Origin of the sequence: Pseudomonas sichuanensis (assembly GCF_024749065.1) — a bacterium.
GTDB classification, from domain to species: Bacteria; Pseudomonadota; Gammaproteobacteria; order Pseudomonadales; family Pseudomonadaceae; genus Aquipseudomonas; species Aquipseudomonas sichuanensis.
On sequence record NZ_CP087185.1, the window covers coordinates 355,416 to 370,138 of the forward strand.

The 14,723-nt window shown below is 64.1% G+C and carries 14 protein-coding genes; 6 read left to right on the plus strand and 8 right to left on the minus strand.

What is annotated here, in order from left to right:
• Positions 1-77: 77 nt before the first annotated feature.
• Together hisA and hisF are read left to right on the plus strand one after the other, a co-directional pair.
• Positions 78-809: a 1-(5-phosphoribosyl)-5-[(5-phosphoribosylamino)methylideneamino]imidazole-4-carboxamide isomerase gene (gene hisA / locus LOY51_RS01690; RefSeq protein ID WP_125462258.1), complete on the plus strand. Its 732-nt coding sequence runs from the start codon at positions 78-80 to the stop codon at positions 807-809.
• Between the two features lie 110 nt (positions 810-919).
• Positions 920-1,690, plus strand: a complete 771-nt coding sequence (hisF, locus tag LOY51_RS01695) for an imidazole glycerol phosphate synthase subunit HisF (protein ID WP_023629858.1) — start codon at positions 920-922, stop codon at positions 1,688-1,690.
• A 121-nt stretch (positions 1,691-1,811) separates the two neighbouring features.
• Here the strand turns inward: hisF and choV are convergent, their stop codons facing one another.
• The 3 genes from choV to LOY51_RS01710 form a co-directional block, all read right to left on the minus strand.
• Positions 1,812-2,990, minus strand: a complete 1,179-nt coding sequence (choV, locus tag LOY51_RS01700; protein WP_125462259.1) for a choline ABC transporter ATP-binding protein — start codon at positions 2,988-2,990, stop codon at positions 1,812-1,814.
• Positions 2,987-3,835, minus strand: coding sequence for a choline ABC transporter permease subunit (gene choW / locus LOY51_RS01705; protein WP_178125776.1), 849 nt, complete (start codon positions 3,833-3,835; stop codon positions 2,987-2,989). Before choW ends, choV begins: the two co-directional genes overlap by 4 nt.
• Positions 3,836-3,916: 81 nt before the next feature.
• Entirely contained in the window at positions 3,917-4,864 is a 948-nt protein-coding gene (locus LOY51_RS01710) for a choline ABC transporter substrate-binding protein (RefSeq protein ID WP_110992252.1), read from the minus strand.
• A gap of 443 nt (positions 4,865-5,307) precedes the next feature.
• On the opposite strand from LOY51_RS01710, the gene LOY51_RS01715 reads away from it, so the two are divergent.
• The gene (locus LOY51_RS01715; protein WP_125857141.1) at positions 5,308-6,684 is read left to right on the plus strand and encodes an L-serine ammonia-lyase; all 1,377 of its coding nucleotides are present in this window, start codon (positions 5,308-5,310) and stop codon (positions 6,682-6,684) included.
• Positions 6,685-7,073: 389 nt separating this feature from the next.
• On the plus strand, positions 7,074-8,180 hold the full coding sequence (gbdR, locus tag LOY51_RS01720; RefSeq protein ID WP_110992254.1) for a choline metabolism transcriptional regulator GbdR: 1,107 nt from the start codon (positions 7,074-7,076) through the stop codon (positions 8,178-8,180).
• A 118-nt stretch (positions 8,181-8,298) separates the two neighbouring features.
• On the opposite strand, the gene LOY51_RS01725 is transcribed toward gbdR, so the two are convergent.
• The 5 genes from LOY51_RS01725 to choX form a co-directional block, all read right to left on the minus strand.
• Positions 8,299-8,556: a hypothetical protein gene (locus LOY51_RS01725; protein WP_125462261.1), complete on the minus strand. Its 258-nt coding sequence runs from the start codon at positions 8,554-8,556 to the stop codon at positions 8,299-8,301.
• Between the two features lie 294 nt (positions 8,557-8,850).
• Positions 8,851-9,321: a thioesterase family protein gene (locus tag LOY51_RS01730; RefSeq protein WP_125462262.1), complete on the minus strand. Its 471-nt coding sequence runs from the start codon at positions 9,319-9,321 to the stop codon at positions 8,851-8,853.
• 10 nt (positions 9,322-9,331) lie between these two features.
• Positions 9,332-10,297, minus strand: a complete 966-nt coding sequence (locus LOY51_RS01735) for an L-carnitine dehydrogenase (RefSeq protein ID WP_258644158.1) — start codon at positions 10,295-10,297, stop codon at positions 9,332-9,334.
• Between the two features lie 161 nt (positions 10,298-10,458).
• On the minus strand, positions 10,459-11,346 hold the full coding sequence (cdhC, locus tag LOY51_RS01740; protein ID WP_110992258.1) for a 3-dehydrocarnitine:acetyl-CoA trimethylamine transferase CdhC: 888 nt from the start codon (positions 11,344-11,346) through the stop codon (positions 10,459-10,461).
• 123 nt (positions 11,347-11,469) lie between these two features.
• Positions 11,470-12,414, minus strand: a complete 945-nt coding sequence (gene choX / locus LOY51_RS01745) for a choline ABC transporter substrate-binding protein (RefSeq protein WP_125462265.1) — start codon at positions 12,412-12,414, stop codon at positions 11,470-11,472.
• Positions 12,415-12,560: 146 nt separating this feature from the next.
• On the opposite strand from choX, the gene LOY51_RS01750 reads away from it, so the two are divergent.
• Both LOY51_RS01750 and LOY51_RS01755 read left to right on the plus strand, forming a co-directional pair.
• Positions 12,561-13,526 carry a GlxA family transcriptional regulator gene (locus tag LOY51_RS01750; protein ID WP_125462266.1) on the plus strand — a complete coding sequence of 322 codons (966 nt, stop codon included), beginning with the start codon at positions 12,561-12,563 and terminating at the stop codon, positions 13,524-13,526.
• A 76-nt stretch (positions 13,527-13,602) separates the two neighbouring features.
• The gene (locus LOY51_RS01755) at positions 13,603-14,691 is read left to right on the plus strand and encodes a metallophosphoesterase (RefSeq protein WP_258644159.1); all 1,089 of its coding nucleotides are present in this window, start codon (positions 13,603-13,605) and stop codon (positions 14,689-14,691) included.
• Positions 14,692-14,723: the final 32 nt, after the last annotated feature.

Genomic DNA, 14,723 nt, shown 5'->3' on the forward strand with positions numbered 1-14,723 from the left:
CTTGATCGCCGATCCGACACATAACGCGCATTGCTTGCAGCTTGTCGCTTGCAGCTTGCAGCTTGAAAGGAAAGAGCATGCTGATTATCCCCGCTATCGATCTGAAGGACGGCGCTTGCGTGCGTCTGCGCCAAGGCCGCATGGAAGACTCCACGGTATTCTCCGACGACCCGGTGAGCATGGCCGCCAAATGGGTCGAAGGTGGCTGCCGCCGCCTGCACCTGGTCGACCTCAACGGCGCCTTCGAAGGCCAGCCGGTCAACGGTGAAGTGGTCACCGCCATCGCCAAGCGTTACCCGAACCTGCCGATCCAGATCGGCGGCGGCATCCGCTCGCTGGAAACCATCGAGCACTACGTCAAGGCCGGCGTCAGCCACGTGATCATCGGCACCAAGGCGGTCAAGCAGCCGGAGTTCGTCGCCGAGGCGTGCAAGGCCTTCCCGGGCCGGGTCATCGTCGGCCTGGACGCCAAGGACGGCTTCGTCGCCACCGACGGTTGGGCCGAAGTGAGCAGCGTGCAGGTCATCGACCTGGCCAAGCGTTTCGAGGCCGATGGCGTCTCGGCGATCGTCTACACCGACATCGCCAAGGACGGCATGATGCAGGGCTGCAACGTGCCCTTCACCAAGGCCCTGGCCGAAGCCACCTCGATTCCGGTGATCGCCTCGGGCGGCATCCACAACCTGGGTGACATCAAGGCCCTGCTGGATGCAAAAGCGCCGGGCATCATCGGTGCCATCACCGGCCGTGCCATCTACGAAGGCACCCTCGACGTCGCCGAGGCCCAGGCCTTCTGCGACAACTATTGACAGGAGCGGCAAGCGGCAAGCTGCAAGCTGCAAGAGCAAAGCCAGACCGAGTACTGCTTTTATCTTGTTGCTTGAAGCTTGCAGCTTGAAGCTGCTCCCCAGGAGCCCATATGGCACTAGCCAAGCGCATCATCCCTTGCCTGGACGTGGACAACGGCCGGGTGGTCAAGGGCGTCAAGTTCGAGAACATCCGCGATGCCGGTGACCCGGTGGAAATCGCCCGTCGCTACGACGAGCAGGGTGCTGACGAGATCACCTTCCTCGACATCACCGCCAGCGTCGATGGCCGGGACACCACCCTGCATACCGTCGAGCGCATGGCCAGCCAAGTGTTCATCCCGCTGACCGTGGGCGGTGGCGTGCGCACCGTGCAGGACATCCGCAACCTGCTCAACGCCGGTGCCGACAAGGTCTCGATCAACACCGCCGCGGTGTTCAACCCGGAGTTCGTGGGTGAGGCGGCCGACCGTTTCGGTTCGCAGTGCATCGTCGTCGCCATCGACGCCAAGAAGGTCTCCGGCCCGGGCGAAACGCCGCGCTGGGAGATCTTCACCCACGGCGGGCGCAAGCCTACCGGGCTGGATGCGGTGGAGTGGGCGAAGAAGATGGAAGGCCTGGGTGCCGGTGAAATCCTGCTGACCAGCATGGACCAGGACGGCATGAAGAACGGCTTCGACCTGGGCGTGACCCGCGCCATCAGCGATGCGCTGGGGATCCCGGTGATCGCCTCCGGTGGCGTGGGCAACCTGCAGCACCTGGCCGACGGGATTCTGGAAGGGCATGCCAGCGCGGTGCTGGCGGCGAGCATCTTCCACTTCGGCGAGTACACGGTGCCGGAGGCCAAGGCCTACATGGCTTCGCGCGGTATCGTCGTTCGCTGAAACATCGATTGGGGCTGCTTTGCAGCCCATCGCCAGCAAGCCGGCTCCCACAGGTCCAGCGTATGCCGACCCTGTGGGAGCCGGCTTGCCGGCGATGGGCCGCACAGCGGCCCCAATTGCATCACCCGTGGGTCTTGCCCAACAACGCGTGATACAGCTCCGTATCACCCAGAATCCCCACCAGCTTGTCGTTCTCCTGCAGCACCAGCTTGTTGCCGGTCTGGTAACGAATCTGCAGCGCTTCGCGCATGCCGATGTCGGCGTGCACCACGGTCGGCCGGCGATCCAGCCCTTCCACCGCTTGCCCCGGCACCCAGTTCTGCATGTCCAGCCCGTTCTGCCCCTGGCGAGCACGCTTGATCGAGTTGCCTTCACCCAGGTCCAGCCAAGAATCGCCGCCCGGGTCCAGGCACACCGAGCCATTGACCCGTTTGCACTTGTCCAGGGTGCGCATCAGGCTGCGGCCGCACAGCACGTTCAGCGGGTTGGTGTGGGCGACGAAGGTCCGCACGTATTCGTCGGCCGGGTTCAGCACGATCTCCTCGGGCTTGCTGTACTGGATGATCCGACCGTCCTTCATGATGGCGATGCGGCTGCCCAGCTTCAGGGCTTCGTCCAGGTCGTGGCTGACGAACACGATGGTCTTGCTGAGTTTGCTTTGCAGGGCCAGCAGCTCATCCTGCAAACCCTGGCGGATCAGCGGGTCGAGGGCCGAGAACGGTTCGTCCATCAGCAGGATGTCGGCGTCCATCGCCAGCGCCCGGGCCAGGCCCACGCGCTGCTGCATGCCGCCGGAGAGCTCGTCGGGCTTCTTGTTGCGCCATTGGGTCAGGCCCACCAGCTCCAGCTTCTCGTCCACCAGCTTGCGCCGTTCCTTCTCCGGGCGACCCTGCATTTCCAGGCCGAAGCTGATGTTTTCGCGTACCGTCAGCCAGGGCATCAGGGCGAACTTCTGGAACACCATGGCGATGCGCTTGGTGCGCATCATCTTCAGTTCCGCGGGGGTGCAGTGGGCGATGTCGATGTGCTTGCCTTCGTGCTCGACGAACAGCTTGCCGCGGCTGACGGTGTTCAGGCCGTTGATGCAGCGCAGCAGGCTCGACTTGCCCGAGCCGGACAGGCCCATGAGCACGCAGATCTCGCCCTTGTTGATGTCCAGGTTGGCCTTCTCGACACCGACCACCAGGCCGGTCTGCTTGAGGATCTGTTCGCGGGTCTTGCCTTCGTCCAGCAGCGACAGCGCCTCGCGCGGCTTGTTGGAGAAGATGACGTCGACGTCTTCGAAACGAATGATGCTCATGCCTCACCCCTTACCGGCAGTTCCGGTTGCTTGCAGATACGGTCCAGCATGATCGCCAGCAGCACGATCGCCAGGCCCGCTTCGAAGCCGAGCGAGATATCGGCGGTGTTCAGTGCGTTGACCACAGGTTTGCCCAGGCCGTCGGCGCCCACCAGGGCGGCGATCACCACCATCGACAGCGACAGCATGATGCATTGCGTCACGCCGGCTGCGATGCTCGGCATGGCGTGGGGCAGTTCGATGCGGGTCAGCAGCTGGCGGCGCGAGCAGCCGAAGGCCTTGCCGGCGTCGAGCAGCTCCTGCGGCACGTCGCAGATGCCCAGGTAAGTGAGGCGGATGGGGGCGGCGATGGCGAACACCACCGTCGAGATCAGCCCCGGCACCACGCCCAGGCCGAACAGGGTCAGCGTGGGGATCAGGTACACGAAGGTGGGTACGGTCTGCATCAGGTCCAGCACCGGGCGCATGCCGGTGTAGAACATCGGCTTGTGTGCGGCGACGATGCCCAGCGGCACGCCGATGGCCACGCACACCACGGTGGCGAAGCTCACTTGTGCCAGGGTTTCCATGGTTTCCTGCCAGTACCCCAGGTTGAGGATCAGCAGGAACGACAGGGCGACGAATACGGTAAGGGCCCATTTGCGCTGGATCAGGTGCGCGAGGGCGGCGAACAGGGCGATGAGCACGAACGGGTTGAACCAGGTCAGGGCGCCGGTGACCCCATGGATCATGAATTCCAGGCCCTTGGCGATGGCGTCGAAGTAATCGGCGCCATTCTGGGTCAACCATTCGACGAATGAGGCGATGTACTGCCCCAGAGGTATTTTCTGATCGATAAGCATGATAGCGAGCTTCCACCTGCAAAGATTGAAATCAGTTCGGGGTGGGCACGGTCCCACCCCGCGGTGTTGCCAAAGCGTCTTGCGTTATTGCGTCAGTTTGGCCTTGGCCGCCTCAAGGCCGGGTTTGCCATCCACGGTCGTCACCCCTGCCAGCCAGGTGTCGAGCACTTGCGGGTTGTTCTTCAGCCACGCCTTGGCGGCTGCGTCGGCTTTCATCTTGTCGTCCAGGACCTTGCCCATCAGCTCGCTTTCCATGTCGAGGGTGAACGACAGATTCTTCAACAGCTGGCCCACGTTGCTGCATTCCTGCGCGTAGCCTTTGCGGGTGTTGGTCAGCACGGTGGCCTTGCCGAAATCGGGGCCGAAGAACTCATCGCCGCCGGTGAGGTACTTCATGGCGAAGCGCTTGTTCATCGGGTGCGGCTCCCAGCCCAGGAACACCACCGCCTCACCCCGTTTCTGCGCCCGGTCGACCTGCGACAGCATGCCCGCCTCGCTGGACTGCACCAGCTTGAAACCGGCTGTCTTGAGGCCGAAGGCGTCCTTGTCGATCATGCTCTGGATGGTGCGGTTGCCGTCGTTGCCCGGCTCGATGCCGTAGATCTTGCCTTCGAGTTCCTTCTTGAACTTGGGGATGTCGCTGAAGTCCTTAAGGCCTTTGTCATACAGCGCCTGGGGCACCGCCAGGGTGTACTTGGCGTTCTCCAGGTTGGCGCGCACGGTCTCGACGGTACCGGCGTCGCGGTACTGCTTGATGTCGTTTTCCATGGTCGGCATCCAGTTGCCGAGGAACACGTCGAGGTCCTTGCCCCCGGCCAGCGACTTGTAGGTCACCGGTACCGAGATCATGTTGGTGTGGGTCTTGTACCCCAGGGCCTCGAGCACCACGCTGGTCATCGCGGTGGTCACGGTGATGTCGGTCCAGCCGACGTCGGAGAACCGTACCGTCTGGCACTGTTCGGGTTCTGCAGCCTGGGCCAGCAATGGAGCGGACAACATCGCAACCAGCAACAGCGAGGGTGAAGCTTTCATAGGTGGACTCCTGTGATTTTATCTTCGGGTTCGCGGGGGCCGTCGGCGCTTTCTAGGGTGCCGATCAGCCAGGCCTGCAGAGGGCAGGATGCGAGGCCGTGCAAAACGAGTCGCTTTCGATAATCCTCCAGCGTTCGGCAATCGCCTACTGGTGGCGTCGTATCCAGTACAGGACGGGTCGCATCCAGTACTGGCAATGTCGCAACTGGATTTTTCCACCCCCGTGCCCGGGTTTTTACGCCGTCCGAGCGCTGCAAAACGGCGCGAACCGGACCGGATCAGTGCGGCGCAGGCGGACAAAAGTACGTCGGTTGCAGACGGCGAGGGGGTGGGCAAAAGCCCGATGATGCGAGCATTCCAAGGCGGCTCGACGCTTCAGCCTAGCAGTTGTGCAAGGCGGCGTTTGGCGCGACCAGGCAAGCCCATCAAGAGGTGAAGCGACAATGGCCATCAGCGTGTTCGACCTGTTCAAGATCGGTGTCGGGCCTTCCAGCTCCCACACCGTCGGCCCCATGCGCGCCGGCGCCCTGTTCGTCCAGGGCCTGCGCCAGCGCGGCGAGCTGGATCAGGTGCGGCGCATCGAAGTGCGCCTGTATGGCTCGCTGTCGGCCACCGGTGTCGGGCACGGCACCGACAGCGCCACCATCATGGGCCTGATGGGCGAATGGCCCGACGCCATCGACCCGACCCAGATCACCCCACGCATCGCCGACCTGCGCGAAACCAACGTGCTCAAGCTCGACAACCGCCTGCCCATCGAATTCGTCTGGGCCCGCGACATGCTGCTGCTGGACGAGAACCTGCCGTACCACCCCAACGCCATGACCCTGGTGGCCGAAGGCGAGGGCGGCGAACTGCACCGTGACACCTACTACTCGGTGGGCGGTGGCTTTGTGGTCGATGCCGCCCAGGCCGCCAGCGGCGTGCTGGACGCCGACCAGACCGTGTTGCCCTACGATTTCAACAGCGCCGCCGAGCTGCTGCGCCTGTGCAAGCAAAACGACCTGCGCGTGTCGCAATTGATGCTGGCCAACGAAAAGGTCTGGCGCAGCGAAGAGGAGATTCGCGCCGGCCTGCTCAAGCTCTGGAGCGCCATGCAGGAATGCGTGAACAACGGCCTCAAGCACGAAGGAACCTTGCCCGGCGGGCTCAATGTGCGCCGCCGCGCCGCCAAGCTGCACCGCAGCTTGCAGGAGATCGGCAAACCCAACGTCATCGGTTCGACTATGAGTGCCATGGAGTGGGTCAACCTGTTCGCCCTGGCGGTCAACGAAGAGAACGCCGCCGGCGGGCGCATGGTGACCGCGCCCACCAACGGCGCGGCGGGGATCATCCCGGCCGTGCTGCACTACTACATGCGTTTTTCCGACGTGGTGGACGAGTCCAACGTTGTCGACTTCTTCCTCGGTGCGGCGGCTGTCGGCATCCTGTGCAAGAAGAACGCGTCGATTTCCGGCGCCGAAGTCGGCTGCCAGGGCGAGGTCGGCTCGGCCTGCGCCATGGCCGCCGCGGGCCTGGCCGAGGTGCTCGGTGCCACCCCGGCGCAGTTGGAGAACGCCGCCGAGATTGCCCTTGAACACAACCTCGGGCTGACCTGCGACCCGGTCGGTGGCCTGGTCCAGGTGCCCTGCATCGAGCGCAACGCCATCGCTGCGGTAAAGGCGATCAACGCCGTACAGATGGCCCTGCGCGGCGACGGCGAACACTTCATCTCCCTCGATCAGGTGATCCGCACCATGCGTGACACCGGCGCCGACATGCACGACAAGTACAAGGAAACCTCGCGCGGGGGCCTCGCGGTCAGCGCCATCGAATGCTGATGCGCCGTTTCTGCCCGCGCCTGAGCGCTGCGCCACATTTTGGCGCAGCACTTGTCATCTACCAGTTGTCGGCTGTCGTTACCGGTAGCGTCGTTGTCGGTGACACTTAAGTTTGTCGCATCTGGGCAACCTTCCCAGCAGTGCTACCGAACTGCTCAGTCGTTACACCCGAAGGCGCTGGCGCGCCGGTTTGCGATTAGGTCTACGCTCGGTCCAGAGCCCGCTGCACGTCGCCTGTCGACGTCGTTTTTGGGTTTTATTGGATACGTGTTCAATTTCAGGCATGCCATTTGCGTTGAGATTGGCAAAGCCCCTGCATACGAAACGGGGCCATTACAAGAACAGTGCTCGCCTGAGGCACACCCTGCATTGTGTGAGGAGAAATCGCGATGACGTCGTACACCTCCGGGACCCCAACCCAGAACCGCACAGCACCCCAGTCCATTGGTTTTCTCCTGTTGGACAACTTCACCCTCATTTCCCTGGCGTCGGCAGTCGAACCCCTGCGCATGGCCAACCAGCTGTCCGGCCGTGAGCTGTACCGCTGGCACACCCTGACCGCGGACGGCGGCCAGGTGTGGGCCAGCGATGGCCTGCAGATCACCCCCGACGCCGCCATGCACAGCGCCCCGCCGATCGACACCGTGATCGTCTGCGGCGGCGTGGGCATCCAGCGTACCGTCACCCGTGAGCACGTCACCTGGCTGCAGGCCCAGGCCCGCCAGTCGCGGCGCCTCGGCGCGGTGTGCACCGGCAGTTGGGCGCTGGCCTGTGCTGGCCTGCTCGACGGCTTCGATTGCAGCGTGCACTGGGAATGCCTGGCCGCGATGCAGGAGGCCTACCCGCGGGTGAACATGAGCACCCGCCTGTTCACCCTCGACCGCAACCGCTTCACCAGCTCCGGCGGCACCGCGCCGCTGGACATGATGCTGCACCTGATCAGCCGCGATCACGGCCGCGAACTGTCGGCGGCGATCTCCGAAATGTTCGTCTACGAGCGCATCCGCAACGAACAGGACCACCAGCGCGTGCCGCTCAAGCACATGCTCGGCACCAACCAGCCGAAGCTGCAGGAAATCGTCGCGCTGATGGAGGCCAACCTCGAAGAGCCGATCGACCTCGACGAACTGGCGGTGTACGTGGCGGTGTCGCGGCGCCAGCTCGAGCGCCTGTTCCAGAAGTACCTGCACTGCTCGCCGTCGCGCTACTACCTCAAGCTGCGCCTGATTCGCGCACGGCAACTGCTCAAGCAGACGCCGATGTCGATCATCGAGGTGGCCTCGGTGTGCGGCTTCGTTTCCACCCCGCACTTCTCCAAGTGCTACCGCGAGTACTTCGGCATTCCGCCGCGTGACGAGCGCGTGGGCTCCAACACCACCCAGCAGGTGGCGATGATGCCGATCCCGCAGGCCATGGCCTTGTCGCCGCACAGCGGCCCGCTGGCCGCCCTGAGCCAGGCGCGCAACGAGTCGACCTTCGCCAGCGTCAGGCTCTGACACCGCGTCGCTTTTTTCGCGGGTGAACCCGCTCCCACAGGTACTGCACCCTCTTCAAGAGCGATGCAGCACCTGTGGGAGCGGGTTTACCCGCGAAAAGGTCAATGGAAATTGGACGTCAGGCACGCTTGCTGTACTGCGCCAATGCCGGCAGCAACTGCTTGTCGATGGCCTGGCGCACCGCCGGGAGAATGGTCGCGCTGCCGGTGTACATCTGCTCCACCATGCCCTTGAGGGCGCGGGCATTGGGCTCGGTCAGCCCCCTTACCACCACCTCGCAGGCCTGCTCGGCGCTGGCGCCGGCCGGAATGTCGAAGCCCCGCGAGCGCAATTGGCCCAGCAGGTCATCCTGATCGATCAGATCCGCATGCATCATGGCTGTAATCCTTCTGCTGCTGTTGTTTGCGACCGATTCTGTGACCAAGCCGACAACCCGGCAAGGGCAGACTGTCGCGATGGCCGCTTTGGCTAAGAACAGGTCGTTTACGGCTAAATTGCCCAGGACAGAAGCCAGCAAACTGAAGTCATTCACGGCACCGAGGGTTTGGTCACCCTCACTTCTCGCACAGTGGATGTTGCTCGCTCTTGGCCCCGCAAGCTCACGGCTTTGCGGGGTTATTTTTTGGCCACGAACGCCATCGCGGGCTTGCCCCGCGATGGCTTGTTCCGGCTATCCAGGCAGTGCTATCACCCGGCCTGCGAATTCGGCGTCTGGCAGATCCTGCTGCCCAAGCGCAATCGCGCGTAGCAACTCGACACTGCGGTCCCCAAACGGCGCCGACTTCGGCCCCGCCAGGTCCACATGCAACAACATCTGCTCACTGGCTGCCAGCGCCTCGTCGAACCCTGCCCGGTGCAGGCTGTGGTACAGGTGCAGGCGCTTCTTGTCGAAGCCGATGATCTGCGTCTGCACCCACACCTCGGTATCCAGCTTTACCTCGTGCAGGTAGTTGATATGCGCCTCCAGGGTGAACAGCGAATGCCCGCTCTGCCCCCGCGCATCGGCATCCAGGCCGATGCGCTCCATCAGTGCGTCGGTGGCGTAACTGAAGATCAGCAGGTAATAGGCATCGCGCAGGTGGCCGTTGTAGTCGACCCACTCAGGCAGCACCTGGGTGCGGTAGGTGGTCAGTGCGGGCATCGTCGTCTCCTCAGTCGCCGAAGGCCATGCCGTGCTTGGCCTTGCTGTTCTTCACCGCTTCCAGCACCGCCAGCAGGGTGTCGTCACGGTAGCGTTCCAGGGCGGCGATGCTGCGCTCGCCCAACTGTTCAGAGGTGCCATCGACCACATCGTCGATCAGTTTGTCGGTCAGCTCCGGCGCCGGCAGGTAGGTCCAGGGCAGCTGCAGCGCCGGGCCGAACTGGGCCATGAAGTGGCGCATGCCGGCATCGCCCCCGGCCAGGGTGTAGGTCAGGAACGTGCCCATGAACGACCAGCGCAATCCGGCGCCAAACCGAATCGCGTCGTCGATCTCGCCGGTACTGGCAACGCCGTCGTTGACCAGGTGCAGGGCTTCGCGCCACAGCGCTTCGAGCAGGCGGTCGGCGATGAACCCTGGGACTTCCTTGCGCACATGCAGCGGGCGCATGCCCAGCGCGGTGTAGATGGTCTTGGCCGCCTCGATGGCCTCGGGGCTGGTGTTGCGCCCGCCAACGATCTCCACCAGCGGCAGCAGGTACACCGGGTTGAAGGGGTGGCCCACCACGCAGCGCTCGGGATGGGTGGCCGACTCGTAGAATTCGCTGGGCAACAGGCCCGAAGTGCTGGAGCCGATGATCGCGTTCGGCTTGGCGGCCGCGCTGATCCTGGCGTGCAGGTCGAGCTTGAGGTCCAGGCGTTCGGGCGCGCTTTCCTGGATGAAGTCGGCGTCGCGCACGCATTCTTCGATGGTGCTCACGAACTTCAGGCGGCCCTGTGCGGCGCCGGGGGCCAGGCCTTGTTTCTCCAGCGCCGGCCAGGCATTGGCGATGCGTTTGCGCAGGGCGGCTTCGGCGCCGGGCGCCGGGTCCCAGGCGACCACGTCCAGGCCGTGGGCCAGGGCACGGGCGACCCAGCCGCTGCCGATGACGCCGCTACCCAGGGCGGCGAATGTCTTGATGTCGGTGATAAAAGGCATATCTGACTCTCACTGAAAATTTCATGGCTGGGCGCAGGCCCTGTGGGAGCGGGTTTACCGGAGTGCCGGACCACCGCGAACACCGGCGCAGCCGGTGCCATCCACCGCGCCGCCTGCTTCGCGGGTAAACCCGCTCCCACAGGGATTGATGCGGGCTGGTTTTATCCGCGACGCTTGAGGTTCATTTTTTCGCGGCCTTCGGCCGGGGTCAGCACGCGGCCACCGAGGCGCGAGATGATCTCCACCGCGCGCTCCACCAACTGGCCGTTGCTGGCCAGCACACCGCGGTCCAGGTACAGGTTGTCTTCCAGCCCGACTCGCACGTTGCCGCCCAGCAGCACCGCCTGGGCGGCCATCGGCATCTGCATGCGGCCGATACCGAAGCCGGCCCAGGTGACGTCGGCGGGCAGGTTGTCGACCATGGCTTTCATCGTCGTGGTGTCGGCCGGTGCGCCCCACGGGATGCCCAGGCACAGCTGGAACAGCGGGTCGTGCAGCAGGCCTTCCTTGATCATCTGCTTGGCGAACCACAGGTGGCCGGTGTCGAAGATCTCAAGCTCCGCTTTGACGCCCAGCTCGGTGATGCGTTTGGCGCCGGCGCGCAGTTGCGCCGGGGTGGACACGTAGATGGCGTTGCCGTCGCCAAAGTTGAGGGTGCCGCAGTCCAGGGTGCAGATTTCCGGCAGCAGCGCCTCGACGTGGGCCAGGCGTTCCAGCGGGCCAATCAGGTCGGTGCCGGCGCCGAACTCCATGGGGGTTTCGCCCGGGCCGATCTCCAGGTCGCCACCCATGCCGGCTGTGAGGTTGACGATGATGTCCACGTCGGCTTCGCGGATGCGCTCCATCACTTCGCGGTACAGCGCCACGTCGCGGCTGAAGCGGCCGGTTTGTGGGTCGCGGACGTGGCAGTGGACCACGGTGGCGCCGGCCTTGGCGGCTTCCACGGCGGCTTCGGCGATCTGTTTCGGGGTGACCGGGACCAGGTGGCTCTTGGCGACCGTGTCGCCAGCGCCGGTGAGGGCGCAGGTGATGATGACGTCATGGTTCATGGTTGTGATCCTTGTAATGTCTGTGGTGGCCCGATCGCCGGCAAGCCGGCTCCCACAGGGTTCGAGGTGAACCCAGGCGAGCGGTACCCCTGTGGGAGCCGGCTTGCCGGCGATGAGGCCCTGTCAGTTGGCAGTGAGCTTGAGGTTGTCGGCGGCCGGCTTGCCGTCGAAGGTGGTCACACCTTGCAGCCAGCGGGCCTTGTCCTCGGGGTGGTCCTTGAGCCACTGGCGGGCCGATTCCAGCGCATCCTTGTGGTCGAGCAGCGGCTGCATCATGCGGCTCTCGTCCTCGGCGCTGAAACTGAGGTTGGTCAGCAGGCGATGGGCGTTGGGGCAACGTTCGGCGTAGTCCGGCGCGGTCACCGTCCACACCGTGGCGCGGCCTTCGTCCGGGCCGAGGGCGTCCTGGCTGTCGCCCAGGTAGACCATGTCGATGTTCACGTTCATCGGGTGCGGCGCCCAGCCGAAGAACACCACCGCTTCGTTGCGCCGCACGGCGCGGTCGACCGCGGCGAGCATGCCGGCTTCGCTGGACTCGACCAGCTGGAACTTGCCCAGGTCGAACTGGTTCTTGGCGATCATCGCCTTGATCTGGGTGTTGGCGCCGGACCCCGGCTCGATGCCGTAGATCTTGCCGCCCAGCTCTTTCTGGAACTTGTGGATGTCGGCGAACGTCTTCAAACCCTTGTCGGCGAGGTATTTCGGCACCGCCAGGGTGGCGCGGGCGTCCTCCAGGCTTGGCTTGTCGAGCACCTTGACCTGGCTGGCCGCCACGAACGGGGTGATGGTCTGGGTCATGATCGGGTTCCAGTAACCCAGGAACATGTCCAGGCGCTTGTCGCGGATGCCGGCGAAGATGATCTGCTGCGAGGCGCTGGTCTGCTTGGTCTGGTAGCCCAGGCCATCGAGCAGCACTTGAGCCATGGCGCTGGTGGCGATCACGTCGGTCCAGTTGACCACGCCCAGGCGCACGTCCTTGCAGGCGGCGGGTTCGGCGGCGAAGAGCGGGGATACCACGGTGGAACTGAGGGCGAGGGACAACAGGCTGCGGCGGATAAAGCGTTGCATGGTGGCTCTCCATCGGCAGTGCATATTGTTATGGGTTCCGGCCTCTGCGGGCCGTGAGAACACGCTACGCTGGTGACGGGGTGGGAAATCGCACCCTGGCGACCAACACTTGCACGCAGGCGACCACTTTTTGTGGGGAGCATGGGATGTCGGAAACGCTGCATTTCCTCTTGTTGCCGGGCTTCTCGGCCATGGGCTTCATCAGCGCCATCGAGCCGCTGCGGGTGGCCAACCGCTTTCGTGGCGCGCTGTACCAGTGGCGCGTGCTCAGCCTCGATGGCGGGGCGGTGCAGGCCAGCAACGGCATGTCGGTGAACGCCGATGGCGCGCTGGGTGAAGGTGAACAGGTACGCCTGCTGCTGGTGGTGGCAGGCTTCGAGCCGCTGGCCTGCTATGGGCCGGCACTGCAGCAGGCGCTGCGCCGTCTTGACCATGAAGGCGTGGTGCTGGGCGGCATCGACACGGGCGCCATGGTGCTGGCCGAGGCCGGCCTGCTCGATGGCTATCGCGCCACCCTGCACTGGGAGGCACTGGAGGCTTTCAAGGAGCGTTATCCGCGCCTGCAGGCGACCCAGGAGCTTTTCGAACTCGATCGCCGGCGCATCACCTGTGCCGGCGGCACCGCGTCCATTGACCTGATGCTCGACCTGATCGCCCAGGCCCATGGCAGCGAGCTGGCGGTGCAGGTGTCCGAGCAGTTCGTGCTCGGCCGCATCCGCCCGCGCCAGGATCACCAGCGTATGCAGATCGCCAGCCGCTATGGGTTGCGCAACAAGAAGCTGGTGAAGGTGATCGGCGAAATGGAGCGCAATACCGAGCTACCGCTCAACACCCAGGTACTGGCCGAGGCGATACAGGTCACCCGGCGCCAGTTGGAGCGGCTGTTCCGTCTGCACCTGGACGACACACCCAGTGGCTTCTACCTGCGCTTGCGCCTGGACAAGGCCCGGCAGCTGTTGCGCCAGACCGACATGAGTGTGCTGGAGGTGGCGGTTGCTTGCGGCTTCGAGTCGCCGTCGTACTTTACCCGCTGCTACCGGGCACGCTTCGAGCGGTGCCCGCGACAGGACCGCCAGGTGACGGGCGCCGATTACCGCCCGGTGAACGCATAGGGCGCACTTCCCGATTATTGTCAGACCGATAGTTCACTAGCGTAGGCAATCCATTAACGAACCAAGGATTGTCGCGATGTCTCCTACGCATGGATTCAGCAAATACCTGTTCAGCTCGCTGGCGCTTGCCTCGATGCTGGCGCCCTGGCAGGCCCATGCCGCTGTGCCTGGTTGTGACAGCACCAGCACCGATCTGTATCAGGACTACTACCAGCCCGGCTGGAACCAGATGGCCGACTACCCCGATGGCCGGCAGAAGATGATCATCGCCTCCGACCCCCAGGCGTTCCGCTACATGAGCCAACGTTTCGATGAGTACGTCGAGGAGATCGACTCGGCCGGCTGGCACAAGACCGCGCCGGTCTATGAGGCAATCGCCCGCGAGCGTGACGTTCCCTACCATGTACCGGTGGTGGTCAACGGCGACATCACCGAATACGGCCATGGCAACGAACGCTCGGCGATGCAGGCGATGTTCCGCAAGATGGCCAACGGTGTTGGCGGCCCGCTGCTGCTACCGGGGCTGGGCAACCATGACTACGAGAACAACGTCGACGACTGCAGCAACAATGGCTGCGCCCGTGATGCCGTGTGCGATCACATTGCCTGGGTTAAGGCCATGGATCCGGTCAACGATTTCGACTATCGCTATGAAAACGACACCCACGAAGGCTCGCTGTCCTACTCGGTGACCGTGGGCCGTGTGCGGATCATCCAGTTGAACAATGAACCGACCTATGAGCGCCAGTGGAGCACCGGCGGCGGATGGAGCATGAAACCCAAGCGTCATTTCAACATCACCCGCTCGCTGCAGTGGTTGAAAGGCCAGCTTGAGGACGCCACCGCCCGGGGCGAGGTGGTCATCGTCAACATGCATATTTCGGAATACTGGGTGGACGAGGAGCAACGTTACTGGGAAGTGCCGAAACTGCTGGAAGCCCACAACGTGGCCGCAGTGTTTTCCGGTCACCTGCACTCGAACGTAGGCAAGTACCACGCCGGCTTCGGCAAGGTGCCGCACTTCAAGTCCGGCGCCTTGAACGCGGGTACCTACCTGCGGCTGACCTTCGACTGGAACAGGCAGCAGTTGCAGGTCGATGTGGTGAGCATGGATGGGGCCTTCGACGAAAGCACGGTGATTGACCTGAACCGTCGCGGCGCCTGATCAAGCCTTCGCGGGGCAAGCCCGCTCCCACA

What these genes read in the sequence shown, in the direction of transcription:
- LOY51_RS01725 (WP_125462261.1), bottom strand. Translation starts at nt 8,556, where the DNA reads ATGATGCATGCGGATCTGATCGATCAGGATGACCTGCTGGGCCAATTG.
- hisF (WP_023629858.1), top strand. Translation starts at nt 920, where the DNA reads ATGGCACTAGCCAAGCGCATCATCCCTTGCCTGGACGTGGACAACGGC.
- LOY51_RS01710 (WP_110992252.1), bottom strand. Translation starts at nt 4,864, where the DNA reads ATGAAAGCTTCACCCTCGCTGTTGCTGGTTGCGATGTTGTCCGCTCCA.
- LOY51_RS01755 (WP_258644159.1), top strand. Translation starts at nt 13,603, where the DNA reads ATGTCTCCTACGCATGGATTCAGCAAATACCTGTTCAGCTCGCTGGCG.
- hisA (WP_125462258.1), top strand. Translation starts at nt 78, where the DNA reads ATGCTGATTATCCCCGCTATCGATCTGAAGGACGGCGCTTGCGTGCGT.
- cdhC (WP_110992258.1), bottom strand. Translation starts at nt 11,346, where the DNA reads ATGAACCATGACGTCATCATCACCTGCGCCCTCACCGGCGCTGGCGAC.
- LOY51_RS01730 (WP_125462262.1), bottom strand. Translation starts at nt 9,321, where the DNA reads ATGCCCGCACTGACCACCTACCGCACCCAGGTGCTGCCTGAGTGGGTC.
- LOY51_RS01750 (WP_125462266.1), top strand. Translation starts at nt 12,561, where the DNA reads ATGTCGGAAACGCTGCATTTCCTCTTGTTGCCGGGCTTCTCGGCCATG.
- gbdR (WP_110992254.1), top strand. Translation starts at nt 7,074, where the DNA reads ATGACGTCGTACACCTCCGGGACCCCAACCCAGAACCGCACAGCACCC.
- choX (WP_125462265.1), bottom strand. Translation starts at nt 12,414, where the DNA reads ATGCAACGCTTTATCCGCCGCAGCCTGTTGTCCCTCGCCCTCAGTTCC.
- LOY51_RS01735 (WP_258644158.1), bottom strand. Translation starts at nt 10,297, where the DNA reads ATGCCTTTTATCACCGACATCAAGACATTCGCCGCCCTGGGTAGCGGC.
- LOY51_RS01715 (WP_125857141.1), top strand. Translation starts at nt 5,308, where the DNA reads ATGGCCATCAGCGTGTTCGACCTGTTCAAGATCGGTGTCGGGCCTTCC.
- choV (WP_125462259.1), bottom strand. Translation starts at nt 2,990, where the DNA reads ATGAGCATCATTCGTTTCGAAGACGTCGACGTCATCTTCTCCAACAAG.